The organism is Mesorhizobium atlanticum, assembly GCF_003289965.1.
Taxonomy (GTDB): domain Bacteria; phylum Pseudomonadota; class Alphaproteobacteria; order Rhizobiales; family Rhizobiaceae; genus Mesorhizobium; species Mesorhizobium atlanticum.
On record NZ_QMBQ01000003.1, the window covers coordinates 301,068 to 326,169 of the forward strand.

A 25,102-nucleotide genomic window follows, 5' to 3' on the forward strand; every position below is an offset into this window, starting at 1 on the left:
GACCCATGGCTGAAACCTCCGTCCGTAACTTCAACATCAACTTCGGACCGCAGCATCCTGCGGCGCATGGCGTTTTGCGCCTGGTGCTGGAGCTGGACGGCGAGGTGGTCGACCGCGTCGATCCGCATATCGGCCTGCTTCACCGCGGCACCGAGAAGCTGATCGAGGCAAAGACCTACCTGCAGGCCGTGCCTTATCTCGACCGGCTCGACTATTGCGCGCCGATGAACCAGGAGCATGCCTTCGCGCTTGCGGCCGAGCGGTTGCTCGGCATCGAGGTGCCGAAGCGCGGCCAGCTGATCCGCGTGCTCTATTCCGAGATGGGCCGCATCATGTCGCACATCTTGAATGTGACGACGCAGGCGATGGATGTCGGCGCGCTGACGCCGCCGCTGTGGGGCTTCGTCGAACGCGAAAAGCTGATGGTGTTCTACGAGCGCGCGAGCGGCTCGCGCATGCATGCGGCCTATTTCCGGCCGGGCGGCGTGCACCAGGACCTCCCGCAGAAGCTTGTCGAGGACATCGGCAAGTGGATCGACCCGTTCCTGAAGTCGATCGACGATCTCGACGCGCTGCTCACGCCCAACCGCATCTTCAAGCAGCGCAATGTCGATATCGGCACCGTGTCGCTGGCAGATGCCTGGGCCTGGGGTTTTTCGGGCGTGATGGTGCGCGGCTCGGGCGCCGCCTGGGACCTGCGCAAGGCGCAGCCCTACGAATGCTATTCCGAGATGGATTTCGACATCCCGATCGGCAAGAACGGCGACTGCTACGACCGTTACCTGGTGCGCATGGAAGAGATGCGCCAGTCGGCGAAGATCATGCGCCAGTGCGTCGATCTGCTGCTCGGCAAGGAAAGCACTGGACCGGTGTCGAACCTCGACGGCAAGGTGGTGCCGCCGAAGCGCGCGGCGATGAAGCGCTCGATGGAAGCGCTCATCCATCACTTCAAGCTCTACACCGAGGGCTATCGCGTGCCGGCCGGCGAGGTCTATGCGGCCGTCGAGGCGCCCAAGGGCGAGTTCGGCGTCTATCTCGTCTCCGACGGCACCAACAAGCCCTACCGCTGCAAGCTGCGAGCGCCTGGTTTCGCGCATCTGCAAGCCATGGACTTCCTGTGCCGCGGCCACATGCTGGCCGACGTCACCGCCGTGCTTGGCTCCCTCGACATCGTGTTTGGTGAGGTCGATCGCTAAATGTCAGTTCGTCGTCTTGCAGATGCTAGCGTCCAACCAGCCTCCTTCGCCTTCAACGAGGCGAACGCGGCGGCCGCCCAGCAGTGGATTGCCAAATACCCGAAGGGGCGCGAGCAGTCGGCCATCATCCCGTTGCTGATGATCGCGCAGGAGCAGGAAGGCTGGGTCACGAAGGCGGCGATCGAGACGATTTCGGACATGCTCGGCATGCCGCGTATCCGCGGCCTGGAGGTCGCGACCTTCTACACGCAGTACCAGCTCAATCCGGTCGGCACCCGCGCGCATATTCAGGTCTGCGGCACCACGCCCTGCATGTTGCGCGGCTCGGAAGCGCTGATGGATGTGTGCCGCTCGAAGATCCATCACGACCAGTTCCACACCAACGACAAAGGCACGCTGTCGTGGGAGGAGGTCGAATGCCTCGGCGCCTGCGTCAACGCGCCGATGGTCATGATTTTCAAGGACACTTTTGAGGACCTGACACCCGAGCGGCTGGCCAAGATCATCGATCTCTACGACGCGGGCAAGGGCGCCGAGGTCAAGCCGGGACCGCAGAACGGGCGCCACGGCTCCGAGCCGGCAACCGGGCTGACGACGCTGACCAGCGAAAAGGCGATCCTGAAGTCGACGCGCGACAAGGAAGCAAAAGCTGCCGCGAAGGCTGCCAAGGATGCCGCTGCCGCGGCGCCGGCTGCTGCTCCTGCCGCCGTCGTCTCGCAGGCGGCGCCTGCCGCAGCCCCGGCACCTGCTGCTCCGGCCGCTTCTGGACCGGTTGCACCGTCCAAGTCCGGGAAGCCGAAGACCGATGCGCCGGAGACCAGCCCGGCCTTGGCGACGCCGTCGCCGGTCAAGGTCGCTCCGGCCACCGAGAAGGCGGCCAGCGTCAGGGCGCCGCGCCATTCGGCCGCCAATGCCAATCAGGCTTCCCCGGAAGTCGAGGCGGTTTCCAAGCCGCGCAGCGGGCCCAAGAACAAGGCCGAACCGGCCAGCGCTTTCAAGGCGCCGGAAACCAAGCAGCCGGTCGCCAAGACGCCAAAACCATCGCTGGACGACAAGAACCGGCCGGCCGGCATTGAGCGTCCGGCGACGGTCGACGATCTCAAGCTGATCTCCGGCGTCGGGCCGAAGATCGAAGCGACCCTGCATTCGCTGGGCATCTACACCTTCGCGCAGGTCGCCTCCTGGAAGAAGGCCGAGCGCGAATGGGCCGACGGCTATCTCAATTTCCGGGGCCGCATCGAGCGCGACGACTGGGTGAAGCAGGCCAAGGCGCTCGCCAAGGGCGGTGTCGCCGAATACATCCGCGTCTTCGGCAAGAAGCCGGTCTGAGGGACGACAAATGCTTCAGGACAAAGACCGCATCTTCACCAACATCTACGGCCTGTTCGACAAGTCGCTGGCCGGCGCGCAGTCGCGCGGCATCTGGGACGATACCCCCGGCCTCATCGCCAAGGGGCGCGACTGGATCGTCAACGAGATGAAGGCGTCCGGCCTGCGCGGCCGCGGCGGCGCCGGCTTCCCGACCGGACTGAAATGGTCGTTCATGCCCAAGCAGAGCGACGGCCGTCCGAGCTATCTCGTCATCAATGCCGACGAATCGGAGCCCGGCACCTGCAAGGACCGCGACATCCTGCGCAACGACCCGCACACGCTGGTCGAGGGTGCGCTGGTCGCAGGCTTCGCCATGGGCGCGGTCGCGGCCTACATCTATGTGCGCGGCGAGTTCATCCGCGAGCGCGAGGCGCTGCAGCGCGCCATCGACGAGGCTTACGCGGCCAAGCTGATCGGCAAGGGCAACACCTCGGGCTACGACTTCGACGTCTATATGCATCATGGCGCCGGCGCCTATATCTGCGGTGAGGAGACGGCGCTGCTCGAAAGCCTTGAAGGCAAGAAGGGCCAGCCGCGGCTGAAGCCGCCGTTCCCGGCCAATGTCGGCCTCTATGGCTGCCCGACCACGGTCAACAATGTCGAATCGATCGCCGTGGCGCCGACCATCCTGCGCCGGGGCGCGGCCTGGTTCTCGTCCTTCGGCCGGCCGAACAATGCCGGCACCAAGCTGTTCTGCGTCTCCGGCCACGTCAACAATCCGTGCACCTTCGAAGAGGCGATGTCGATCCCGTTCCGGGAACTGATCGAGACGCATTGCGGCGGTATCCGCGGCGGCTGGGACAATCTGCTCGCGGTCATTCCGGGCGGCGCTTCCGTGCCGCTGGTGCCGGCCGAGCAGATCATGGACGCGCCGATGGATTTCGACGCGCTGCGCGACCTCAAATCCGGCCTCGGCACGGCGGCCGTCATCGTGATGGACAAGTCGACGGATGTCGTGAAGGCGATCGCAAGGCTCTCCTACTTCTACAAGCATGAAAGCTGCGGCCAGTGCACGCCGTGCCGCGAAGGCACCGGCTGGATGTGGCGGGTGATGGAGCGGCTGGTGCGCGGCGAAGCGCAGAAGCGCGAGATCGACATGCTGCTCGACGTCACCAAGCAGGTCGAGGGGCACACGATCTGCGCGCTGGGCGACGCGGCGGCCTGGCCGATCCAGGGCCTGATGCGGCATTTCCGCGGCGAGGTGGAACGCCGCATCGACGAGTTTTCGCGCAACGCGCACCGGGTCGAGCCGGTGATGGTGGCGGCGGAATAAGACTTCGAAATACGGGCGCAAGCCCGAGACGGAAAACAGGGGCGGGGCATACGAAGAAACGACCAGGAGATTCCTATGGCGCCGTATTCGATACCCTATCCGTTCATGCCTGATTTGGACCAGCTCGAGAAGATGAACCAGGACCTGACCAAGATGATGCCGAAGGAGATGGCCAGCGCCGTCAACCTTCTGGCGCATCCGGTCGCGGGCGCGGCGGCGATGTCGGCGCTCGGCATCGGGTTTGCCAACCATGCCGTCGGCATGTGGATGGGCGCCTTCACCGGCGCGCTGGAAGCTTCGCAGCGCATGTTCCAGCCCTTCCTCGACGATCTTGAGGCGCAGAGCGAAGCGGCCGCCAACGCGTCCAAGGCGCGCAAGGCGACCGAGACGCTGATCGCCGAGGCGCAGACCTTTGCCCGGGACGTGACCGACATCGCGGCGAACGCGACCGAAAAGGCGCTCGACGCGACCGGGGCCGATATTGTCGCCCAACCGGCAGCGACCGGGTTGATGCCCGAGGATTTCAGGCAACCGAAGGCCGTCGACAAGCCGGCGAAGCCGTCGGACCTGAAGGCGATTTCGGGTATCGGGCCGAAACTTGAGAAGGTGCTCAACGGCCTCGGCATCTGGACCTACGAGCAGATCGCGGCCTGGACGTCGCAAGAGATCGCCTGGTTGGAAGATTATCTGTCGCTTGCCGGCCGCATAGGCCGCGACGACTGGACTGGGCAGGCGGCGGCGCTCGCCGCGAAGTGATTTGAAAAGCTGGGCGCGGTGCAAACCGCGCCCGGAAGATAGATTGCGGACATCCGCAGAGGTTTGAGGCGAATGGCAAAGCTAAAGGTCGACGGGAAAGAGATCACGGTACCCGACCATTACACGCTGCTGCAGGCGGCCGAGGACGCCGGCGCGGAAGTGCCGCGCTTCTGCTTCCATGAGCGGCTGTCGATCGCCGGCAATTGCCGCATGTGCCTGATCGAGGTGAAGGGCGGCCCGCCCAAGCCGCAGGCGTCCTGCGCCATGGGCGTGCGCGACCTGCGCCCCGGCCCGAATGGCGAGCCGCCGGAAATCTTCACCAACACGCCGATGGTCAAGAAGGCCCGTGAAGGCGTGATGGAGTTCCTGCTGATCAACCATCCGCTCGATTGCCCGATCTGCGACCAGGGTGGCGAATGCGACCTGCAGGACCAGGCGATGGCCTTCGGCGTCGATTCCTCGCGCTATCACGAGAACAAGCGCGCAGTCGAAGACAAGTATATCGGCCCGCTGGTCAAGACGGTGATGAACCGCTGCATCCACTGCACGCGTTGCGTCCGCTTCACCACCGAAGTCGCCGGCATTTCCGAGCTCGGCCTGATCGGCCGCGGCGAGGATGCCGAGATCACCACCTATCTCGAACAGGCGATGACGTCGGAGCTGCAGGGCAATGTCATCGATCTGTGCCCGGTCGGCGCGCTGACCTCCAAGCCATTCGCCTTCCAGGCGCGGCCGTGGGAGCTGACCAAGACGGAATCGATCGACGTCATGGACGCCGTCGGCTCGGCGATCCGCGTCGACTCCAGAGGTCGTGAAGTGATGCGCATCCTGCCGCGCGTCAACGAGGCGGTGAACGAGGAGTGGATCTCCGACAAGACCCGCTTCATCTGGGACGGCCTGCGCACGCAGCGCCTCGACCGCCCCTATGTGCGCAAGAACGGCAGGCTCGCTCCGGCAAGCTGGGCGGAAGCTTTCGCGGCGATCAGGGACGAGGTGTCGAAGACTGCGCCCGAGCGGATCGGCGCGATCGCCGGCGACCTCGCGGCTGTCGAGGAGATCTATGCGCTTAAGCTTCTGATGAACGCGCTCGGCTCGAAGAACATCGACTGCCGCCAGGATGGCGCCGCGCTCGATCCGTCGCTCGGCCGCGCCAGCTACATCTTCAATCCGACCATCGAAGGCATCGAGCAGGCCGATGCGGTGCTGATCATCGGCGCCAATCCGCGCTTCGAGGCCTCGGTGCTCAACGCCCGCATCCGCAAGCGCTGGCGCGTCGGCAATCTGCCGGTCGGCGTGATCGGCGAGATCGGCGACACGCGTTACGACTACGAGCTAATCGGCGCCGGCCCGGAATCGCTGAAGGATCTCGCCGACGGCAACGGCAAGTTCTTCGAGGTGCTGAGCAAGGCCACGCATCCGCTGATCATCGTCGGCCAGGGCGCGCTGGCGCGCGCGGACGGAGCGGCGGTGCTCGGCCAGGCGGCAAAGCTCGCCACCGCCGTCAACGCGGTTACCGCCGAATGGAACGGCTTTGCGGTGCTGCATAACGCCGCTGCGCGTGTCGGCGGCCTCGATGTCGGCTTCGTGCCGGGCGAGGGGGGCAAGAACGTCGCCGGCATGCTGGGCGACACCGACGTGCTCTTCCTGCTCGGCGCCGACGAGATCGACATGGCCAGGACCGGCGGCGCCTTCGTCGTCTATATCGGCACGCATGGCGATGCCGGCGCGCATCGCGCCAACGTTATCCTGCCGGCCGCCGCCTATACCGAAAAGTCCGGCACCTATGTGAACACGGAAGGCCGTGTGCAGCAGACCAATCGCGCCGGCTTCGCTCCAGGCGAGGCGCGTGAGGACTGGGCGATCCTGCGGGCGCTGTCGGATGTGCTCGGCAAGAAGCTGCCCTTCGATTCGCTGGCGCAGCTGCGCGCCAAGCTTTATGGCGAATTCCCGCATCTCGCCCGCATCGATCAGGTGCAGGCCGGCAGCGGCGACGATATCGCCAAGGTGGCGAAGCTCGGCGGCCGTTTGAACAAGGGCACCTTCACCTCGTCGGTGAAGGACTTCTATCTGACCAACCCGATCGCGCGGGCGTCGGCCGTGATGGCTGAATGCTCGGCACTGGCCAAGAGCGGCTTCAAGCAGGCGGCGGAATAAGCATGGACACCTTCTTCTCCTTCTACGTGCTGCCGGCGCTGCTGATCCTTCTGAAGTCGGTCGTGCTGATCGTCGTGCTTCTGGTCTTCGTGGCCTATATTCTCTACGCCGACCGTAAGATCTGGGCGGCGGTGCAACTGCGCCGCGGCCCGAACGTCGTTGGGCCATGGGGCACGCTTCAGGCCTTCGCCGACCTTCTGAAATTCGTGTTCAAGGAACCGGTGATCCCGTCCGGCGCCAACAAGGGCGTGTTCCTTCTGGCGCCGCTGGTGTCGGCCGTGCTGGCGATTTCGGCCTGGGCCGTCATTCCGGTCAACGAAGGCTGGGCGGTCGCCAACATCAATGTCGGCATCCTTTACGTCTTCGCCATCTCCTCGCTCGAGGTCTACGGCGTGATCATGGGCGGCTGGGCGTCCAATTCCAAATATCCGTTCCTCGGCGCGCTGCGGTCGGCCGCGCAGATGGTCTCCTACGAAGTCTCGATCGGCTTCGTCATCGTGACCGTGCTGCTCACCGCCGGCTCGCTCAACCTCTCCGACATCGTGCTCTCGCAGCATGATGGGCTTGGCACGCGGCTCGGTCTGCCCAACTCTTTCCTCGACTGGAACTGGCTGGCGCTGTTCCCGATGTTCGTGGTCTTCTTCATTTCGGCGCTGGCCGAGACGAACCGTCCGCCTTTCGATCTGGTGGAGGCCGAATCGGAGCTGGTCGCGGGACACATGGTCGAATACTCGTCGACGCCTTTCCTGCTGTTCTTCCTCGGCGAGTATGTGGCGATCGTGCTGATGTGCGCTCTGGCGACCATCCTGTTCCTCGGCGGCTGGCTGCCTCCATTCGATTTCGCACCCTTCACCTGGGTGCCCGGTGTCATCTGGTTCGTGCTGAAGGTCTGCTTTGTGTTTTTCGGCATCTCCATGGTGAAGGCTTTCGTGCCGCGTTACCGCTACGACCAGCTGATGCGGCTGGGCTGGAAAGTGTTCCTGCCGCTGTCGCTGTTCATGGTCGTGGCCACCGCGGCCTTCCTCAAGATCACGGGGTTTGCGTGATGTCCGCTCTGGCTCAGGCCGCAAAGTCGCTGCTGCTGAAGGATTTCGTCAGCGCCTTTTTCCTGTCGATGCGCCAATTCTTCGCGCCGAAGGAAACCATCAACTATCCGCACGAGAAGGGGCCTACCAGCCCGCGCTTCCGTGGCGAGCATGCGCTGCGCCGCTATCCCAACGGCGAGGAACGCTGCATCGCCTGCAAGCTCTGCGAAGCGATCTGCCCGGCGCAGGCGATCACGATCGAGGCCGGCCCGCGCCGCAATGACGGCACGCGCCGCACCGTGCGCTACGACATCGACATGGTGAAGTGCATCTATTGCGGCTTCTGCCAGGAAGCCTGCCCGGTCGATGCCATCGTCGAAGGGCCGAATTTCGAATTCGCCACCGAGACGCGCGAGGAGCTCTACTACAACAAGGAAAAGCTGCTCGCGAACGGCGATCGTTGGGAGCGGGAGCTGGCGCGCAACATCGCGCTCGACTCGCCGTATAGGTGATTAGCGTGCTTCTCCCCGTTTACGGGGAGAAGATGCCGGCAGGCAGATGAGGGGCGGCGCCAGCTTCTGGAAACTTGGCGTTACCCCTCATCCGGCCCTTCGGGCCACCTTCTCCGCGTAAACGGGGAGAAGGAACAAGAAAGTGGACGGCGCAACGTCGTCCGTCTAAGGAACACGCGGTTTCGAACCGGAGGCGGGTCGGAGTCGGAATTTTGAACCCGGGGGAACCCATGCTGACTGGATTAGAGGCGGCCTTTTTCTACCTCTTCGCCTTTATCGCCGTGGCGTCGGCCTTCATGGTCATTTCGTCGCGCAACCCCGTGCATTCCGTGCTGTTCCTGATCCTCACCTTCTTCAATGCCGCCGGCCTGTTCATGCTGACCGGGGCCGAGTTCCTGGCGATGATCCTGCTCGTGGTCTATGTCGGCGCGGTGATGGTGCTGTTCCTGTTCGTCGTCATGATGCTGGACGTCGACTTCGCCGAGATGAAGCAGGGCGCTCTGCAATATGCGCCGATCGGCGCGATGGTTGGGTTGATCCTGGCGGCGGAGCTGATTGTCGTGCTCGGGGGCTACACATTCGCGCCGCAGCTTGCCTCGACGGTCGCCAAGGCAACGCCGGATCTCGCTACGCGGTCCAATACGGCTGCGCTCGGCGACATCCTCTATACGGACTACCTCTATTATTTCCAGATTTCCGGCCTGGTGCTGCTGGTCGCCATGATCGGCGCCATCGTGCTGACGCTGCGCCACAAGCCAGGCGTCAAGCGGCAGTCGATCGCCGCGCAGGTCGCCCGCACGCCGGCGACGGGCATGGAAATCCGCAAGGTCAAATCGGGCGAGGGCATCTGAGATGGTCGTCGGCATTGCACATTACCTGACCGTATCGGCGATCCTGTTCACGCTCGGCGTGTTCGGCATCTTCCTGAACCGCCGCAACATCATCGTCATCCTGATGTCGATCGAGCTCATCCTGCTTGCGGTCAACATCAATTTCGTCGCTTTCTCGGCGGCGTTGCATGATCTCGTCGGACAGGTCTTCGCCTTGTTCGTGCTGACGGTCGCAGCCGCTGAAGCCGCGATCGGTCTTGCCATTCTTGTCGTCTTCTTCCGCAACCGCGGCTCCATCGCGGTCGAAGACGTGAGCGCGATGAAGGGTTGACGGGAACCACCATGTATCAGGCTATCGTCTTCCTTCCGCTGCTTGGCTTCCTGATCGTCGGCCTGTTCGGCAATTCACTCGGCGCCAAGGCTTCCGAATACATCACCTCCGGCTTCCTGGTGATAGCGGCTATCCTGTCGTGGATCGCCTTCTTCACCGTCGGCTTCGGCCATGGCGAGGTGTTCACCGTGCCGGTGCTGCGCTGGATCCAGTCAGGCGGCATCGACGCCTCCTGGGCGCTCAGGATCGACACGCTGACGGTGGTGATGCTGGTCGTCGTCAACACGGTGTCGGCGCTGGTTCATATCTATTCGATCGGCTACATGCACCACGATCCGAACCGGCCGCGCTTCTTCGCCTATCTGTCGCTTTTCACCTTCGCCATGCTGATGCTGGTGACCGCCGACAACCTCATCCAGATGTTCTTCGGCTGGGAAGGCGTCGGTCTCGCCTCCTATCTGCTGATCGGCTTCTGGTACAAGAAGCCGTCGGCCAACGCCGCCGCCATCAAGGCCTTCGTCGTCAACCGCGTCGGCGACTTCGGCTTCGCGCTCGGCATCTTCGGCGTGTTCGTGCTGTTCGGATCGGTCAATCTGAGCACCGTGTTTGCCAATGCCGCCTCGTTCCTGCCGGCCGAAGGCGCGCCGGCGGGTGCCGCCGTGCTCACCTTCCTCGGCCATGCGCTCGATAAGCAGACGGCGCTGACGGTGGTCTGCCTGCTGCTCTTCATGGGCGCGATGGGCAAATCGGCGCAGGTGCCGCTGCACACCTGGCTGCCCGACGCCATGGAAGGCCCGACCCCGGTCTCCGCGCTCATCCATGCCGCGACCATGGTGACCGCCGGCGTGTTCATGCTGGCGAGGCTCTCGCCGCTGTTCGAGCTGTCGCACTCGGCGCTGACCGTCGTCACCTTCATCGGCGCCTTCACCGCCTTCTTCGCGGCGACCGTCGGCCTCGTCCAGAACGACATCAAGCGCGTCATCGCCTATTCGACCTGCTCGCAGCTCGGCTACATGTTCGTGGCGCTCGGCGTCGGCGCCTATGGCGCGGCGATCTTCCATCTATTCACGCACGCCTTCTTCAAGGCTCTGCTGTTCCTCGGATCCGGCTCTGTCATCCACGCCGTGTCCGACGAGCAGGACATGCGCAAGATGGGCGGGCTGAGGACACTCATCCCGAAGACCTACTGGATGATGGTGATCGGCACGCTGGCGCTGACCGGCGTCGGCATCCCGGCAACCGTGATCGGCACCGCCGGCTTCTTCTCGAAGGACGCCATCATCGAGACGTCCTTCGCCAGCCACAATGCGGTCGCGGGCTTCGCGTTCATCCTGCTCGTGATCGCCGCCTGCTTCACCAGCTTCTATTCCTGGCGGCTGATCTTCATGACCTTCCATGGCGAGCCGCGCGCCAGCCATGAGGTCATGCACCATGTCCATGAATCGCCGCCAGTGATGCTGGTGCCGCTCTATGTTCTGGCCGCCGGCGCGCTGTTTGCGGGCGTCATCTTCCATGGCGCCTTCATCGGCGAGGGCTATGCCGAGTTCTGGAAGGCGTCGCTGTTCACGCTGCCGGACAACCACATCCTGCACGAGATCCATGAGCTGCCGCTGTGGGTGGAACTGGCGCCGTTCGTCGCCATGGTGATTGGCCTGCTGGTCGCCTGGAAGTTCTATATCCGCTCGCCGGAACTGCCTCGCAGCGTTGCCGCCAACCACCGCCTGCTCTACGGCTTCCTGCTCAACAAGTGGTATTTCGACGAGCTCTACGACTTCCTGTTCGTGCAGCCGGCCAAGCGCCTCGGCAGGTTCCTGTGGAAGACCGGTGACGGCACGATCATCGACGGCCTCGGGCCTGACGGTGTCTCGGCGCGCGTCGTCGACGTCACCAACCGGGTCGTCAAGCTGCAGACCGGCTATCTCTACCATTATGCCTTCGCCATGCTGATCGGCGTGGCCGCTCTCGTCACCTGGATGATGCTCTGATGACCGACTGGCCAATCCTCTCGCTGGTCACCTTCCTGCCGCTGGTTGGTGTTCTGCTCATCCTGTTCATCAGCGACGACAGCGAAAACGCGCGCCGTAACATCCGTGCGATCGCCTTCATCACGACGGCGTTCACCTTCGTCGTCTCACTGTTCATCTGGAAGGGTTTCGACAATTCGCAGGCCGGCTTCCAGTTCGTCGAGAAGCACGCTTGGCTGGATTCGGGCATTTCCTACCACATGGGCGTCGACGGCATCTCGATGCTTTTCGTCATCCTGACGACCTTCCTGATGCCGCTTTCCATCCTCGCCTCCTGGGAAGCGATCGAGAAGCGGGTCAAGGCCTATATGATCGCCTTCCTGATTCTCGAGACGTTGATGATCGGCGTGTTCTGCGCGCTCGACATCGTGCTGTTCTACGTTTTCTTCGAGGCCGGCCTGATCCCGATGTTCATCATCATCGGCGTGTGGGGCGGCAAGCGGCGCGTCTATGCCTCGTTCAAGTTCTTCCTCTACACGCTCGCGGGCTCGGTGCTGATGCTGCTCGCCATCATGGCGATGTTCTTCCAGTCGGGCACCACGGATATCCCGACACTTCTGACGCATCAGTTCCCGGCCAACATGCAGACCTGGCTGTGGCTGGCCTTCTTCGCTTCCTTCGCGGTGAAGATGCCGATGTGGCCGGTGCACACCTGGCTGCCCGATGCCCACGTCGAGGCGCCGACGGCAGGCTCGGTCATCCTGGCAGCCATCCTGCTGAAGATGGGCGGGTACGGCTTCCTGCGCTTCTCGCTGCCGATGTTCCCGGAAGCGTCGGCGATGTTCGCGCCGCTGGTGTTCACGCTCTCCGTCGTCGCCATCATCTACACCTCGCTGGTGGCGCTGATGCAGGAGGACATGAAGAAGCTGATCGCCTATTCGTCCGTCGCCCATATGGGCTTCGTCACCATGGGCATCTTCGCCATGAACCAGGAAGGCGTGCAGGGCGCGATCTTCCAGATGCTCAGCCACGGCCTGGTCTCCGGCGCGCTGTTCCTGTGCGTCGGCGTCATCTACGACCGCATGCATACGCGCGAGATCGACGCCTATGGCGGCCTGGTCAACAACATGCCGAAATACGCGACCGTGTTCATGATCTTCACCATGGCCAATGTCGGCCTGCCGGGCACCAGCGGCTTCATCGGCGAGTTCCTGACCATGCTCGGCGTGTTCAAGGTCAACACCTGGGTGGCGTTCTTCGCCGCGACCGGCGTCATCCTGTCGGCAGCCTATGCGCTCTGGCTCTATCGCCGGGTGATCTTCGGCGCGCTGACCAAGGACAGCCTGAAGAACCTGCTGGATCTGTCGCCGCGCGAGAAGGCGATCATCTACCCGCTTGTGGTGCTGGTCATCTTCTTCGGCGTCTACCCGGCGCCGGTGTTCGACGCGACGGCCCAATCGGTCAAGTCGCTCGTCACCAACGTCACCGCATCCATCAATTCCGCGCAGACCGCGGCGGCGAACTGACTGGGGAATAGACCATGACGCCGGACCTTCTCTCCAGCCTTTCGCTCTCGACGCCGGAACTGATCCTCGCGGTCGGCGCGCTGGTGCTCCTGATGATCGGAGCCTATTCGCGCTCAAGCAACACCATGACCGTGACCGGCCTGGCCGTCCTCGTGCTGGTGGTGGCCGGACTCTGGCTCGCTTTCTCCGGCGGGCAGGGCGCTGCCTATGGCGGCGCCTTCGTGCAGGATGCCTTCGGCAGCTTCATGAAGATGCTGGCGCTGATCGGCTCGGCGGTGACCCTGGTCATGTCGATGCGCTTTGCGCGTCAGGAACATTTCGACAAGTTCGAATTCCCGGTCCTGGTGCTGCTCTGCACGCTCGGCATGCTTCTGATGATCTCGGCCAACGGCATGATCGGGCTTTATCTCGGGCTCGAGCTGCAATCGCTGGCGATCTATGTGCTGGCGGCGATCAACCGCGACAACCTGCGCTCGACCGAAGCGGGCCTGAAATATTTCGTCCTCGGGGCGCTGTCCTCGGGCATGCTGCTCTACGGCATCAGCCTCGTCTACGGGTATACCGGCAACACCGGCTTCCAGGAGATTGCGACGGCTCTGGGCAGCGGCGAGCGCCAGCTCGGCCTTGTCTTCGGACTGGTGTTCGTGCTCGCCGGCCTCGCCTTCAAGATCTCGGCCGTCCCGTTCCACATGTGGACGCCGGACGTCTATGAAGGCGCGCCGACCCCAATCACCGCATTCCTGGCGGCGGCTCCGAAGATGGCGGCGATGGCGCTGATCGTGCGCGTCACCATGGGCGCCTTCAAGCCGATCGCTTCGGACTGGCAGCAGATCGTGGTCTTCATTTCGATCGCCTCGATGGCGCTCGGCGCTTTTGCGGCCATCGGACAGACCAACATCAAGCGCCTGATGGCCTATTCCTCGATCGGCCATATGGGCTACGCGCTGGTCGGCCTTGCCGCCAACAGCCAGGCCGGCGTGCGCGGCGTTGCCATCTACATGCTGATCTACCTGGTGATGACGCTCGGCACTTTCGCCTTCATCCTTGCCATGCGGCGCAAGGAAGGCAATGTCGAGCAGATCAGCGATCTTTCCGGCCTTGCCTCGACCAACCCGGTGATGGCCACCATCCTCACCATCCTGATGTTCTCGCTGGCGGGCATTCCGCCGCTCGCGGGCTTCTGGGGAAAATGGTACGTGTTCCTCGCCGCCATCAACGCGCATCTTTACGCGCTGGCGATCATCGGCGTGCTGGCCTCCGTGGTGGGCGCCTACTATTACCTGCGCATCATCAAGATCATGTGGTTCGACGAGCCTGTCGGCGGCTTCGTGCCGATGGCCAGCGAGCTGCGCCTCGTGCTCGGCGTCAGCGGCGCCTTCGTGCTGTTCTACGTGCTGATCGGCGGACCGATCGGCAGCTATGCCGAAGCCGCCGCGAAGACCTTCTTCTGACGGGATGGCGTTTCGGCTGGCTCCAACCGCGGCGTCGGAGGGGTTCCGGCTCGAGGCGCATGACAGCGTCGGCTCCACCAACGCGCTGGCGTTGGAACACGCGCGCGCCGGCGATCCGGGAAAACTCTGGGTCGTGTCGAAGAAGCAGGAGAGCGGTCGCGGCCGGCGTGGCCGCGCCTGGGAGACGCCGGAAGGCAATCTTGCGGCGACACTGCTCCTGGTTCCGGGCGGCGAGCTTCGGCTGGCAGCAACCCTTGGCTTCGTCGCGGGGCTGGCGCTGGCCGACGCGCTCGATGCCGTCGTGCCGAAGGGCCGGATCGCCGTCGCCTTGGATGGCGCGAGTCAGGGGCGCAACCGCTTCGAGCTGAAATGGCCAAACGACGTGCTGGCTTCGGGCGCCAAGCTTGCCGGCATCCTGCTGGAATCGGCGATGCTGGAAGGCGGCCGCTTCGCGGTTGCCATAGGCATCGGCGTCAATGTCGTGGCCCATCCGCGGGATTTGCCTTATCCGGCGACATCGCTGCAGGCGCTGGGTGCCGAGTGCGACGCCGAAACGCTGTTCCTGGCGCTTTCGGACGCCTGGAGCGAGAATGCCCGGGTGTGGGATGACGGGCGCGGGCTCGATGCCATCCGGAAGCGCTGGCTTGCCCGTGCGGCGGGGCTTGGCGGCGAGGTTGCTGTCAGAATTGACGGCAATGTGGTGCGCGGCGTCTTCGAGACCATTGACGAGGACTGCCGTTTCGTGATCCGCGACGATGAAGGATCGGTTTTGACGATCGCGGCCGGCGACGTGCATTTCGGCGCAGTCGCCTCGGCCCGGGCATAGTTTTGTTCTTGCGCAGTTCCGGACGGAAAATCCTGACACGCTTTTCCTGGAATTGCTCTAATGGCTTGGCCGAAGCGGCCAGGAAGGAAAGGATTCATGGCGAATAAGGAAAACGCGGAACTCGTTTTCGCGCCGCTGGGCGGCGTCGGCGAGATCGGCATGAACTTCGCCCTTTATGGTTATGGGCCGGCGGACGCGCGCGAATGGATCGTCGTCGATGTTGGCGTCACCTTTCCGGACTCGGCACATCCGGGCGTCGATCTCATCCTGCCCGATACGCGCTTCATCGAGGAGAACATCGACGGCTTGCGCGGCATCGTCATCACCCACGCGCATGAGGACCATTACGGCGCGCTGCTCGATATCTGGCCGAGGCTCAAGGCGCCGGTCTGGATGACGCCGTTCACCGCGGGCCTGCTCGAAGCCAAGCGGCAGGGCGAGCAGAACGCTCCGAAGATTCCGGCGTCGATCTACCGGGCCGGCGAGAAATTCACCATCGGACCTTTCGAGATCGAGGCCATTCCGGTGGCGCACTCGATTCCCGAGCCAATGTCGTTGGCGATCACCACGCCTGCCGGCACCGTCATCCACACCGGCGACTGGAAAATCGACCCCGAGCCGACGATCGGGCCGAAGACCGACGAGGCGCGGTTCCGCGCCTATGGCGACAAGGGCGTGCTGGCGCTGATCTGCGATTCCACCAACGCGTTGAGGGAAGGGGAGTCGCCGTCGGAAGTGGCGGTGGGCGAAGGCCTCAAGGGCGTCATCGAGAAGGCCAAGGGCCGCGTGGCGGTCACAACTTTCTCCTCCAATGTCGGGCGCATCGTCTCGATAGCGCGCGCGGCGCGCGATGCCGGCCGGCAGTGCCTGGTGCTCGGCCGCTCGCTAAAGCGCGTCATCGATGTGGCGGGCGAGCTCGGCTATATGGATGGCCTGCCGGAGTTCATCTCCGAGGAAGACTATGGCTATATCCCGCGCGAGAACCTGGTGATCATCTGCACCGGCAGCCAGGGCGAGCCGCTCGCCGCGCTTGCAAAGCTGTCGCGCGACGAGATGAAGTCGGTGGCGCTGACGGCCGGCGACACGGTGGTGTTTTCTTCGCGTACCATTCCCGGCAACGAGAGGGCGATCCTGGAAATCAAGAACCGGCTGATCGATCTCGGCATGAAGATCATCGAGGACGGCGACGCGCTGGTGCATGTGTCGGGCCATCCGCGCCGCAGCGAATTGCGCAAGATGTATGAATGGGTGCGGCCGCAGATCGGCGTTCCCGTGCATGGCGAGGCGGCGCATCTGGTGGCGCAGGGCTCGCTGATGTCGATGTCGGGCATCGGCCAGGTGGCGCAGGTGCGCGACGGCGACATGCTGAGACTCTGGCCCGGCCCGGCGACGATCATCGACCAGCTGCCGTTCGGCCGGCTGTACAAGGACGGGTTCTTGATCGGCACCGACCAGGCGATGGGCATACGCGACCGCCGCAAGCTCTCCTTCGCCGGTCATGTCGCGGTCAATGTCGTGCTCGACGACAAATATGAGCTTGCCGGCGACCCCGACCTGGTGGCGATCGGCGTTGCCGAGGCGGATGCCAGCGGCGAGACGCTGGAGGACCTGATGCTCGATGCGGCAATCGGCGCCGTGGACTCCATTCCGCGCCAGCGCCGAAAAGACCTCGACCTGGTGCAGGAGGCAGTGCGCCGCGCCGTGCGCGCCGCCGCCAACGAAGCCTGGGGCAAGAAGCCGCTGGTGACGGTATTCGTCACGCGGTGACGAATAAGGGAATAGGGGAGTAAGGCAGTATGGGAGTAGGGAAGGACAAGCGGTTACTTTCTCGTGCCTTGTTTTTTCCTACTTCCTTACCGCCCTACTCCCTTACTCCCTAGAGCGGTTCACCGTTTCACGGAAACGGCGAACCGCTCTAACCCTTTGTTTTGACGCAATTCCTGACGGAAAACCGCTCACACTTTTCCTGGAATTGCTCTAGAAGCGGAGCGCTTTATGCTTGGACGCCTGAACCATGTCGCGCTTGCCGTGCCGGATCTCGCCGCGGCGACAGCCGCCTATCGCGATATGCTTGGCGCGCGATTGAGCGAGCCGCAGGCGCTACCGGAGCACGGCGTGACCGTGGTCTTCGTCGATGTCGGCAACACAAAGATCGAGTTGCTGGAGCCGCTGGGCGATGCCTCGCCGATCGCAGCGTTTCTTGAGAAGAACCCTTCGGGCGGCATGCATCATGTCTGCTATGAGGTCGACGATATCCTGGCTGCTCGCGACCATCTGAAGGCGAGCGGCGCGCGCGTGCTGGGCGACGGCAACCCGAAGACCGGCGCGCATGGCAAGCCGGTGCTGTTCCTGCATCCCAAGGATTTCTTCGGCACGCTGGTCGAGCTGGAGCAGGCATGAACTGGGTGCTGCTCGTCGCGCTGTTCTTCGTCACCTGGTGGCTGGCGCTGTTCATCGTTCTGCCGTTCAGCCTGCGCACGCAGGACGACGACAAGGATGTCACGCTTGGCACGGTTTCCAGCGCGCCGCGCGGGCCGCATATGCGGCGCGCCTTCCTGCGCGCGACGGTCGTGACGGTGGTCGTGATGGGCACTTTCTACGGCCTGACGGCGGGGCTGGGGTTCAGCTTCGACGACATCATGCGGATCATGCCGGACTTCACGCCGGACGCCAGTCACTGACGCTGAAGATACAGTTTCCGCAAGTATTGCGAAGCATCCGCGCGCAAGGGTTGAAATCGGAAGCCGGCTTCCGATTTTCGCGAGCGCAGGATGGTCAAGCTGTTTGGCAGAGGGCTGGGCTAAGCAGATGATTGCACAAAAAAAATGCAAGGCACGAGGCCTTGCAATTTAAACGCGTCCGATCCGTTTCCGGTGTCCGGCGGCAGCGAGTTACCGCGCCTAGATCGCATCCTCCCAAGACTTTGACCGCGTAGGAGGGCAGATTTTTCTCCGCCCTCTCGGTTATCGGCGCACACTAGACCAAGGCAGGTGAAAATGTCACGAAGAATTTTGCCCGGAAACGGGCAATATCGTGCTGCACTGCACAATACTGCGGCAGGGCTTGCTTGTGAATCGATCAAATAGCCATTTGAGGCACTTTGCCGCCAAAATCGGCTTTTTGGTAAGGTCCAGAAGGCCCCGATACTTTGGGGCGCTCGGGTTCCCATTCCGCCATGAAATGGCTATGAAGCCGGGGCAAGCAGCCCCTTCGCACCGATTCCGGCGCGTCATTTTTCATTCACGGACCAGTCCATGCGTTTGTCGCGCTACTTCCTGCCCATTCTCAAAGAAAATCCCCGCGAGGCCGAGATCGTCTCGCACCGGCTGATGCTGCGCGCGGGCATGATCCGCCAGCAGGGGCAGGGCAGCTTTTCGTGGCTGCCATTGGGCAAGCGCGTGCTGGACAAGGTCTGCCAGATCATCCGCGAGGAGCAGAACCGCGCCGGCGCGCTGGAAATCCTGATGCCGACCATCCAGTCGGCGGATCTGTGGCGCGAAAGCGGCCGCTACAACGACTACGGCAAGGAGATGCTGCGCATCAAGGATCGCCAAGATCGCGACATGCTCTACGGCCCGACCAACGAAGAGATGGTCACCGAGATTTTCCGCGCTTACGTCAAGTCCTACAAGGACCTACCGCTCAACCTCTACCACATCCAGTGGAAGTTCCGCGACGAGGTGCGCCCGCGCTTCGGCGTCATGCGCAGCAGAGAGTTCCTGATGAAGGACGCCTATTCCTTCGACCTCGATTTCGAGGGCGCCAGGGCCGCCTACAACCGCATGTTCGTCTCCTATCTCAGGACCTTCACGCGCATGGGCCTGCAGGCCATCCCGATGCGCGCCGACACCGGCCCGATCGGCGGCGACCTCAGCCACGAGTTCATCATCCTGGCCGAGACCGGCGAGAGCCAGGTGTTCTGCGACCGCGCCTATCTCTCGCTCGACGTGCCTGGCGCGAACACCAACTTCTCCGACGATGCCGAAATCGGCGGCATCGTGCAGAAATGGACGACGCCTTACGCGGCCACCGACGAAATGCATGATGAGGCAGCCTGGGAGAAAGTCGCCGAAGGCGATCGGCTCTCGGCGCGCGGCATCGAGGTCGGCCACATCTTCCATTTCGGTGAGAAGTACTCCAAGCCGATGAACGCCAAGGTGACCGGTCCCGACGGCAAGGACCATTATGCCTCCGGCGGTTCCTACGGCATCGGCCCGTCGCGCCTGGTCGCGGCGATCATCGAGGCGAGCCATGACGAGAACGGCATCGTCTGGCCGGAAGCGGTGGCGCCTTTCGACATCGGCCTGATCAACATGAAGGTCGGCGACGGTGAATGCGACCGCGTCTGCGACGATCTCTATGCTGCGTTGACTTCGGCCGGCAAGGACGTGCTTTATGACGATACCGACCAGCGGCCGGGCGGCAAGTTCGCCACCGCCGACCTGATCGGCCTGCCGTGGCAGGTGATCGTCGGCCCGCGCGGCGTGGCGGCGGGCGAGGTCGAGATCAAGAACCGCAAGTCGGGCGAGCGCGAGACGCTGCCGATCGCCGAGGCCAAGAAGCGCCTGGGTATCGCCGCATGAGCGAGGCGGCGACAGCGGCCAGGTCAGGGGCGGGCGCCTTTTCCGGCTTCGAGCGCATGGTGGCTTGGCGCTATCTGCGCTCGCGGCGCAAGGAAACGGTGATTTCCGTCATCGCCTCGATCTCCTTCCTTGGCATCATGCTCGGCGTCGCAACGCTGATCGTCGTCATGGCGGTGATGAACGGTTTCCGCGCCGAGCTGCTGACGCGGATCCTCGGCGTCAACGGCCATCTCATCGTGCAGCCGCTTGATTCGCCGCTGGAGGATTACGCCCAGGTGGCGAGCCGCATCAACGGCGTCGCGGGTGTCAAATACGCGATCCCGCTGATCGACGGCCAGGTGCTGGCGCAAGGCAATGTCGGCGGCGGCACGGGCGCCCTGGTGCGCGGCATCCGCGGCGAGGACCTTGGCAAGATCCAGATCGTCGCCAGCAACATCAAGCAGGGCACGCTCGACGGTTTCGACGCCGGCGAGGGCGTGGCGATCGGCAAGCGCATGGCGGAAAGCCTCGGGCTGGTGCTCGGCGACACCATCACGCTGATCTCGCCGGACGGCGACGTGACGCCGCTTGGCACGACGCCGCGCATGAAGGGTTACAAGGTGGCGGCGATCTTCGAGGTCGGCATGTCGGAATATGACAGCTCGATCGTCTATATGCCGTTCTCGGAAGCGCAGCTCTATTTCAACATGGACGGCCGCGCGCAGACTATCGAGATCTATGTCGACAATCCCGACAATGTCGACGCGCTGAAGCCGCTGGTCGAGCAGGCGGCGCAGCGGCCGGTCGACCTCGTCGACTGGCGCCAGCGCAACGAGACCTTCTTCTCGGCGCTGCAGGTTGAGCGCAACGTCATGTTCATGATTCTCACGCTGATCGTGCTGGTGGCGGCGCTCAACATCATTTCCGGCCTCATCATGCTGGTGAAGGACAAGGGCCACGACATCGCCATCCTGCGCACGATGGGCGCCTCGCGCGGCGCGATCCTGCGCATCTTCCTGATGACGGGGGCGGCGATCGGCGTCACCGGCACGATCGCCGGCGTGCTGCTCGGCGTCGTCATCTGCATCAACATCGAATCGATCCGCCAGTTCTTCTCCTGGATGACCGGCCGGATCCTGTTCAACCCGGAGCTCTATTTCCTCAGCCAGCTGCCGGCGAAGATGGACCCGCGCGAGACGACCTATGTGGTGATCATGGCGCTGGCCCTGTCGTTCCTCGCGACCGTGTTTCCAGCGTGGCGAGCCGCCCGGCTCGATCCGGTCGAAGCCTTGAGGTACGAGTGATGGCCGAAGCCATTATCGAGCTGAAGGGCGTCGAGCGGCACTATATCCAGGGGCCGCGCAAGCTCACCATTCTGAACGGCGCCGACTTTTCGCTCAGGCGCGGCGAGATGGTGGCGCTGGTGGCGCCATCGGGCACCGGCAAGTCGACCTTGCTGCACACGGCGGGACTGCTGGAGCGGCCCGACGCGGGCGACGTGATCCTTGGCGGCCGCGCCTGTGGCCGGCTCTCCGACGAAGAGCGGACCGCGATCCGGCGCAACGATATCGGCTTCGTCTACCAGTTCCACCATCTGCTGCCGGAGTTTTCGGCGCTCGAGAACATCATGATGCCGCAGCTGATCAAGGGACTTCCTCCCAAGGAGGCGTCGGAGCGGGCGGCACAGCTTCTCGACTACATGCAGATCGGCAAGCGCGCGCAGCACCGGCCGGCCGAGCTTTCCGGCGGCGAGCAGCAGCGTGTCGCCATCGCCCGCGCGGTCGCCAATGCACCGCTGGTGCTCCTGGCCGACGAGCCGACCGGCAACCTCGATCCGACGACCGCCTCCTATGTCTTCGACGCACTCGAAGCGCTGGTCCGGCAATCGGGGCTGGCGGCGCTGATCGTCACGCACAACCACGAGCTGGCCTCGCGCATGGACCGGCGGGTGACGCTGGCCGAAGGGAAAGTCGTGCCTCTCTGAGGCTGGCCGACAATCAACTTAAACGGGACACGAGCCAGGCCCCGCAGCCGATGACGATGTCATGGCAGCCGATCATGCATCGGCTGCGGATGTGATAAGATGCGACCGCCCGCCGGTCGGAGGCCGTCGTGAAAAAGGTCATTCTCGGGATTGTCGCGCTGTTGTTCCTGGTGGTCGCCTTGTCGACCATCTACTCCCTGCTTTTCGGTTGTCCGCACGGCGGGTCGTACCGGTGCGTCCAAGGCTTCAATCGAGAAACATGTGGCTGCCCGCAATCATAGGTTCGCGGTTCTCCTCTGGCGAAGACAATGGCCCGCCCGGTAGCCAATCGCATTTTTTAAGCTGAAGTCATCCACGGCTTCCAGTCGCCGCCGCACCCTCAGGCCCCGCCTCCCAGGCAGTTAACCTTTCATTTACTGTGCAGAATTCTCTCGCCGCCGCTACGCTCCGACGGTCGTTGACATTCGAACAAAATTAGAACAAATTACGAACATACTAACAACGGAGAGAGTTATGTCTGATCTGGTTCAGGATGTCGTCTCGCTGGTTTGCATGAGCACCTTTCTCGTTTCGATGGCGATCTGGATTGGCGCCATGTGATCAGGCGCTGTCGCTGTTCTGGCGGGCAAGGGCCCGCCCTTTGCGGGCCGGGGAAGACCCGCCCGTTTGAGACCGGCAAAGGCCTGCTGTGACGGGCAAGAGCCCGCCTGGGACGGGCAAGAGCCCGCCCATTACTGTTAAATCTTTTTTGGCCACGCACCGTTAGGCTCCTCCCTCAAGTTAGGGAGCGGCTTCAGTGTCGGTCATCGTCACGGTCACCCTCGTGGCCTGCAATCTCGGACTGATCTTTCTTTTGATGACCGTGCCGCTCGGGCTGCGCACGGTGACGGTCAGCCGCGTGATCAAGGCCGACCGCAACCGCCTCTGGCAGGCGCTGTGTCCGTTCGGCAGCGACGCCGGATGGTCCGGCGAAATCATTTCCGCCGAGCCGCTGGACCAAGAGGGAGCGGCGCTGATCAGATTGTCCTGGGACGGCCGGGACGGCCGGCCGATCGAACGCAAGGCGCGGTTCGAGGACGTCGGCGAGGGCAGCCGCTTCTCGATGACCGTCATCGAGGACACGGCGCTCGACCCGTCGTTCTGGGCGAACTATCGCGAGACCGTCGCGCTCGTGCCCGAGGGCGACGCAACGCGGGTGACGCTTACCCAGACCGATCGCTATCGCGGGGTTGCCTTCCTGGTCTTCCGCTTCTTCGCCATGCGCCGCGAATTGCGCAAGCTCGACGTCTGGGCGGCGACCGGCACCTACCGCAAGGGCGGCTGGTTCGAGCATCCGCTGAGCCAGATCGGCTTCGCCGTGCTCTCGGCCCTGATCCTGTGGCCGTTCTTCGGCCTCAATATCGGCGGCCTGGCCCTGGCCGCGATCCTGACCTCGGTGGTCGCCCTGCACGAGCTTGGCCATATGGCCGCCTTCCGGCTGACGGGGCATCGCCGGGCGCGGATGATCTTCATTCCGCTGCTTGGCGGCGTTGCCGTCGGCGGCAGGCCCTATGACAGCCGCTTCGAGGTGGCGTTCGTCGCGTTGATGGGCGCCGGCTTCTCAGCCTTCCTGGTGCCGGTGCTGATCGCCGCCAGCGGCCTCGCCGGCAGCGAAGGACATCGTCTGGCCGCGACGCTTTTGGCCACGCTTGCCGGCTGCGCATCGCTGTTCAACATCGCCAATCTGGTGCCGGTGTGGAAATTCGACGGCGGGCAGGTGCTGCGCCAGATCTGCCCCGGCCCGGCGGCACTCGCGCTGGCGTCCTTCCTGCTCTTGTCGGCGCTTCTCGCGCTCGGCTGGCGCGCCGGTTTCTCGCCTGGCTTCCTGCTGATCGCCGGCGCGGTGTTCTCTATCCTCAGCCTCATCACCATGGGCAGCGGCGTGAAGCCGCGTCACGAGCTGAAGCCGATCAAGACCTTCGACCGGCTCGCCATGGCCGGCGCGCTTCTCGCCGTCTTTGCCATCCACGGCTACGGCATGCTGTGGGCCGCTGCGCAGCTGATGTAAGGGTGTGTCGATATTCAGGTGAGGCCGGCCTGCAAACACTGGCTTCCTGCGCTTCCGGTGCTCACGTACTTAAGTACGCTGCGCTCCGGTTCTCGGAACCCAGGGTTTTCGACTCGGCCTGACCTGAATCTCAACACACCCTGGGCCGGAGACAGTTCAGCCGACCTTTCGAGCAGGCTCGGCGGCAGGCACCGCTGCCGGACCAAATACATCCTCGAAAGCGGCTTTCAGCGCCAGGTCGAGATCGGCCATGGTGACGGGCAGGCCGAGATCGACAAGGCTGGTCACGCCGTGGTCCGAGACGCCGCAGGGCACGATGCCGCTGAAATGGCCGAGGTCCGGCTCGACATTGATGGCGATGCCATGAAAGCTCACCCAGCGGCGCAGCCGGATGCCTATCGCCGCGACCTTGTCCTCGGCCGGCGTGCCATCCGGCAGGGCAGGGCGATCCGGCCGCACCACCCAGACGCCGACGCGGTCCTCGCGCCGCTCGCCGCGCACATTGAAGGCGGCGAGCGTGGCGATGATCCATTGCTCCAGCGCCGCGACGAAGGCGCGCACGTCCTCGCGCCGCCGCTTCAGGTCGAGCATGACGTAGGCCACGCGCTGTCCCGGACCGTGATAGGTGTATTCGCCGCCGCGGCCCGCGGCAAAGACGGGAAAGCGGTCGGGATCGATCAGGTCTTCGATTCGCGCGCTGGTTCCGGCGGTGTAGAGCGGCGGATGCTCGACCAGCCAGACCATCTCGCCGGCAGCACCGCTGCGGATCGCCTCGGCCCGCGCTTCCATGAAGGCAAGCGCGTCCGGATAGGAGGTGAGGCCGGGTTCGATCACCCATTCCACCGGCGCCGAACCGGGGAGGGGCAGGAACGACGTGGCGATCTGGCTGCGTTCTGTCATGGAACTTTCTCTATGTTCCTCTCATATGGCGGCAATCGGCCAAAACGTCCAGTTTCACCGGTATGAAGCCAGGCCGCAGAAGGTTGTGCAAATGAGCGACGAATATTCCGCTCAGCGCACTTGTTTCGCCGGAAACGATTTGCTACAGGCCCCGGGCCGGACGGTTCCGGCTCCTACCACGTGCGGTCGTGGCGGAATTGGTAGACGCGCAGCGTTGAGGTCGCTGTGGGGCAACCCGTGGAAGTTCGAGTCTTCTCGACCGCACCATTCTCCTCCAAAGATGTTACTTGGATGACCTCGCACGCGGGCGGGCGGTTGGCGCGTCGACTGTGTCCTGCGGACCAAAACAGAAGCGGCGCCAAGCCCTGAGGACCGCGCCGCTGCTTAGAGTTTT

22 protein-coding genes and 1 tRNA gene are annotated in these 25,102 nt (G+C 63.9%); 21 read left to right on the forward strand and 2 right to left on the reverse strand.

What is annotated here, in order from left to right; translation table 11 throughout:
* The first annotated feature begins 5 nt into the window (after positions 1-5).
* The 19 genes from DPM35_RS11180 to DPM35_RS11270 all read left to right on the forward strand — a co-directional run bounded on the left by DPM35_RS11180 (position 6) and on the right by DPM35_RS11270 (position 21,761).
* Positions 6-1,196 (forward strand): NADH-quinone oxidoreductase subunit D, encoded by a 1,191-nt coding sequence (locus DPM35_RS11180; protein ID WP_112127348.1) that lies wholly within the window; start codon positions 6-8, stop codon positions 1,194-1,196.
* On the forward strand, positions 1,197-2,525 hold the full coding sequence (locus DPM35_RS11185) for an NADH-quinone oxidoreductase subunit E (protein WP_112127349.1): 1,329 nt from the start codon (positions 1,197-1,199) through the stop codon (positions 2,523-2,525).
* Between the two features lie 10 nt (positions 2,526-2,535).
* Complete coding sequence (nuoF, locus tag DPM35_RS11190) at positions 2,536-3,840, forward strand: NADH-quinone oxidoreductase subunit NuoF (RefSeq protein WP_112127350.1); 1,305 nt, start codon at positions 2,536-2,538, stop codon at positions 3,838-3,840.
* A 75-nt stretch (positions 3,841-3,915) separates the two neighbouring features.
* Complete coding sequence (locus tag DPM35_RS11195; RefSeq protein ID WP_112127351.1) at positions 3,916-4,596, forward strand: NADH-quinone oxidoreductase subunit E; 681 nt, start codon at positions 3,916-3,918, stop codon at positions 4,594-4,596.
* 72 nt (positions 4,597-4,668) lie between these two features.
* Positions 4,669-6,750, forward strand: coding sequence for an NADH-quinone oxidoreductase subunit NuoG (gene nuoG / locus DPM35_RS11200; RefSeq protein ID WP_112127352.1), 2,082 nt, complete (start codon positions 4,669-4,671; stop codon positions 6,748-6,750).
* A 2-nt stretch (positions 6,751-6,752) separates the two neighbouring features.
* The gene (gene nuoH, locus DPM35_RS11205; RefSeq protein WP_112127353.1) at positions 6,753-7,796 is read left to right on the forward strand and encodes an NADH-quinone oxidoreductase subunit NuoH; all 1,044 of its coding nucleotides are present in this window, start codon (positions 6,753-6,755) and stop codon (positions 7,794-7,796) included.
* The gene (gene nuoI, locus DPM35_RS11210) at positions 7,796-8,287 is read left to right on the forward strand and encodes an NADH-quinone oxidoreductase subunit NuoI (protein ID WP_042643165.1); all 492 of its coding nucleotides are present in this window, start codon (positions 7,796-7,798) and stop codon (positions 8,285-8,287) included. The genes nuoH and nuoI overlap by 1 nt, the downstream gene beginning before the upstream one ends.
* Before the next feature lie 230 nt (positions 8,288-8,517).
* Positions 8,518-9,138 carry an NADH-quinone oxidoreductase subunit J gene (locus DPM35_RS11215; RefSeq protein ID WP_112127354.1) on the forward strand — a complete coding sequence of 207 codons (621 nt, stop codon included), beginning with the start codon at positions 8,518-8,520 and terminating at the stop codon, positions 9,136-9,138.
* 1 nt (position 9,139) lies between these two features.
* A complete protein-coding gene (nuoK, locus tag DPM35_RS11220) occupies positions 9,140-9,448 on the forward strand; it encodes an NADH-quinone oxidoreductase subunit NuoK (RefSeq protein ID WP_027168992.1) in 309 nt (102 codons plus the stop codon).
* Positions 9,449-9,459: 11 nt separating this feature from the next.
* A complete protein-coding gene (gene nuoL, locus DPM35_RS11225; RefSeq protein WP_112127355.1) occupies positions 9,460-11,433 on the forward strand; it encodes an NADH-quinone oxidoreductase subunit L in 1,974 nt (657 codons plus the stop codon).
* Positions 11,433-12,938 carry an NADH-quinone oxidoreductase subunit M gene (locus DPM35_RS11230; protein WP_112127356.1) on the forward strand — a complete coding sequence of 502 codons (1,506 nt, stop codon included), beginning with the start codon at positions 11,433-11,435 and terminating at the stop codon, positions 12,936-12,938. The genes nuoL and DPM35_RS11230 overlap by 1 nt, the downstream gene beginning before the upstream one ends.
* A 14-nt stretch (positions 12,939-12,952) precedes the next feature.
* Positions 12,953-14,389 carry an NADH-quinone oxidoreductase subunit NuoN gene (gene nuoN, locus DPM35_RS11235; protein ID WP_112127357.1) on the forward strand — a complete coding sequence of 479 codons (1,437 nt, stop codon included), beginning with the start codon at positions 12,953-12,955 and terminating at the stop codon, positions 14,387-14,389.
* Positions 14,390-14,393: 4 nt separating this feature from the next.
* On the forward strand, positions 14,394-15,215 hold the full coding sequence (locus DPM35_RS11240; protein WP_112127358.1) for a biotin--[acetyl-CoA-carboxylase] ligase: 822 nt from the start codon (positions 14,394-14,396) through the stop codon (positions 15,213-15,215).
* Between the two features lie 96 nt (positions 15,216-15,311).
* Positions 15,312-16,982, forward strand: a complete 1,671-nt coding sequence (locus tag DPM35_RS11245; RefSeq protein WP_112127359.1) for a ribonuclease J — start codon at positions 15,312-15,314, stop codon at positions 16,980-16,982.
* 228 nt (positions 16,983-17,210) lie between these two features.
* Positions 17,211-17,615 carry a methylmalonyl-CoA epimerase gene (gene mce / locus DPM35_RS11250; protein WP_112127360.1) on the forward strand — a complete coding sequence of 135 codons (405 nt, stop codon included), beginning with the start codon at positions 17,211-17,213 and terminating at the stop codon, positions 17,613-17,615.
* Positions 17,612-17,896, forward strand: a complete 285-nt coding sequence (locus tag DPM35_RS11255) for a DUF1467 family protein (protein WP_112127361.1) — start codon at positions 17,612-17,614, stop codon at positions 17,894-17,896. The genes mce and DPM35_RS11255 overlap by 4 nt, the downstream gene beginning before the upstream one ends.
* Positions 17,897-18,469: 573 nt before the next feature.
* The gene (gene proS / locus DPM35_RS11260) at positions 18,470-19,798 is read left to right on the forward strand and encodes a proline--tRNA ligase (RefSeq protein ID WP_112127362.1); all 1,329 of its coding nucleotides are present in this window, start codon (positions 18,470-18,472) and stop codon (positions 19,796-19,798) included.
* The gene (locus DPM35_RS11265; protein WP_112127363.1) at positions 19,795-21,081 is read left to right on the forward strand and encodes a lipoprotein-releasing ABC transporter permease subunit; all 1,287 of its coding nucleotides are present in this window, start codon (positions 19,795-19,797) and stop codon (positions 21,079-21,081) included. The genes proS and DPM35_RS11265 overlap by 4 nt, the downstream gene beginning before the upstream one ends.
* Positions 21,078-21,761 carry an ABC transporter ATP-binding protein gene (locus tag DPM35_RS11270; protein WP_181591989.1) on the forward strand — a complete coding sequence of 228 codons (684 nt, stop codon included), beginning with the start codon at positions 21,078-21,080 and terminating at the stop codon, positions 21,759-21,761. Before DPM35_RS11265 ends, DPM35_RS11270 begins: the two co-directional genes overlap by 4 nt.
* A 13-nt stretch (positions 21,762-21,774) precedes the next feature.
* Here the strand turns inward: DPM35_RS11270 and DPM35_RS32395 are convergent, their stop codons facing one another.
* Entirely contained in the window at positions 21,775-21,951 is a 177-nt protein-coding gene (locus DPM35_RS32395) for a hypothetical protein (protein WP_181591990.1), read from the reverse strand.
* A gap of 606 nt (positions 21,952-22,557) precedes the next feature.
* On the opposite strand from DPM35_RS32395, the gene DPM35_RS11275 reads away from it, so the two are divergent.
* Complete coding sequence (locus tag DPM35_RS11275; protein WP_112127365.1) at positions 22,558-23,808, forward strand: SRPBCC family protein; 1,251 nt, start codon at positions 22,558-22,560, stop codon at positions 23,806-23,808.
* Positions 23,809-23,964: 156 nt separating this feature from the next.
* On the opposite strand, the gene lipB is transcribed toward DPM35_RS11275, so the two are convergent.
* Positions 23,965-24,708 carry a lipoyl(octanoyl) transferase LipB gene (lipB, locus tag DPM35_RS11280; RefSeq protein ID WP_112127366.1) on the reverse strand — a complete coding sequence of 248 codons (744 nt, stop codon included), beginning with the start codon at positions 24,706-24,708 and terminating at the stop codon, positions 23,965-23,967.
* A gap of 182 nt (positions 24,709-24,890) precedes the next feature.
* Between lipB and DPM35_RS11285 the strand changes: the two genes are divergently transcribed.
* Positions 24,891-24,975, forward strand: a tRNA-Leu gene (locus DPM35_RS11285).
* Positions 24,976-25,102 lie beyond the last annotated feature (127 nt).

Bases quoted from the DNA above. Each gene is read 5' to 3' on its own strand.
- nuoH (WP_112127353.1), top strand. From the start codon at position 6,753: ATGGACACCTTCTTCTCCTTCTACGTGCTGCCGGCGCTGCTGATCCTT.
- nuoN (WP_112127357.1), top strand. From the start codon at position 12,953: ATGACGCCGGACCTTCTCTCCAGCCTTTCGCTCTCGACGCCGGAACTG.
- nuoL (WP_112127355.1), top strand. From the start codon at position 9,460: ATGTATCAGGCTATCGTCTTCCTTCCGCTGCTTGGCTTCCTGATCGTC.
- DPM35_RS11185 (WP_112127349.1), top strand. From the start codon at position 1,197: ATGTCAGTTCGTCGTCTTGCAGATGCTAGCGTCCAACCAGCCTCCTTC.
- DPM35_RS11180 (WP_112127348.1), top strand. From the start codon at position 6: ATGGCTGAAACCTCCGTCCGTAACTTCAACATCAACTTCGGACCGCAG.
- DPM35_RS11230 (WP_112127356.1), top strand. From the start codon at position 11,433: ATGACCGACTGGCCAATCCTCTCGCTGGTCACCTTCCTGCCGCTGGTT.
- DPM35_RS11215 (WP_112127354.1), top strand. From the start codon at position 8,518: ATGCTGACTGGATTAGAGGCGGCCTTTTTCTACCTCTTCGCCTTTATC.
- DPM35_RS11255 (WP_112127361.1), top strand. From the start codon at position 17,612: ATGAACTGGGTGCTGCTCGTCGCGCTGTTCTTCGTCACCTGGTGGCTG.
- mce (WP_112127360.1), top strand. From the start codon at position 17,211: ATGCTTGGACGCCTGAACCATGTCGCGCTTGCCGTGCCGGATCTCGCC.
- DPM35_RS11195 (WP_112127351.1), top strand. From the start codon at position 3,916: ATGGCGCCGTATTCGATACCCTATCCGTTCATGCCTGATTTGGACCAG.
- proS (WP_112127362.1), top strand. From the start codon at position 18,470: ATGCGTTTGTCGCGCTACTTCCTGCCCATTCTCAAAGAAAATCCCCGC.
- DPM35_RS11240 (WP_112127358.1), top strand. From the start codon at position 14,394: ATGGCGTTTCGGCTGGCTCCAACCGCGGCGTCGGAGGGGTTCCGGCTC.
- DPM35_RS11265 (WP_112127363.1), top strand. From the start codon at position 19,795: ATGAGCGAGGCGGCGACAGCGGCCAGGTCAGGGGCGGGCGCCTTTTCC.
- DPM35_RS32395 (WP_181591990.1), bottom strand. From the start codon at position 21,951: ATGGTCGACAAGGCGACCACCAGGAACAACAGCGCGACAATCCCGAGA.
- DPM35_RS11245 (WP_112127359.1), top strand. From the start codon at position 15,312: ATGGCGAATAAGGAAAACGCGGAACTCGTTTTCGCGCCGCTGGGCGGC.
- nuoI (WP_042643165.1), top strand. From the start codon at position 7,796: ATGTCCGCTCTGGCTCAGGCCGCAAAGTCGCTGCTGCTGAAGGATTTC.
- lipB (WP_112127366.1), bottom strand. From the start codon at position 24,708: ATGACAGAACGCAGCCAGATCGCCACGTCGTTCCTGCCCCTCCCCGGT.
- nuoG (WP_112127352.1), top strand. From the start codon at position 4,669: ATGGCAAAGCTAAAGGTCGACGGGAAAGAGATCACGGTACCCGACCAT.
- nuoF (WP_112127350.1), top strand. From the start codon at position 2,536: ATGCTTCAGGACAAAGACCGCATCTTCACCAACATCTACGGCCTGTTC.
- nuoK (WP_027168992.1), top strand. From the start codon at position 9,140: ATGGTCGTCGGCATTGCACATTACCTGACCGTATCGGCGATCCTGTTC.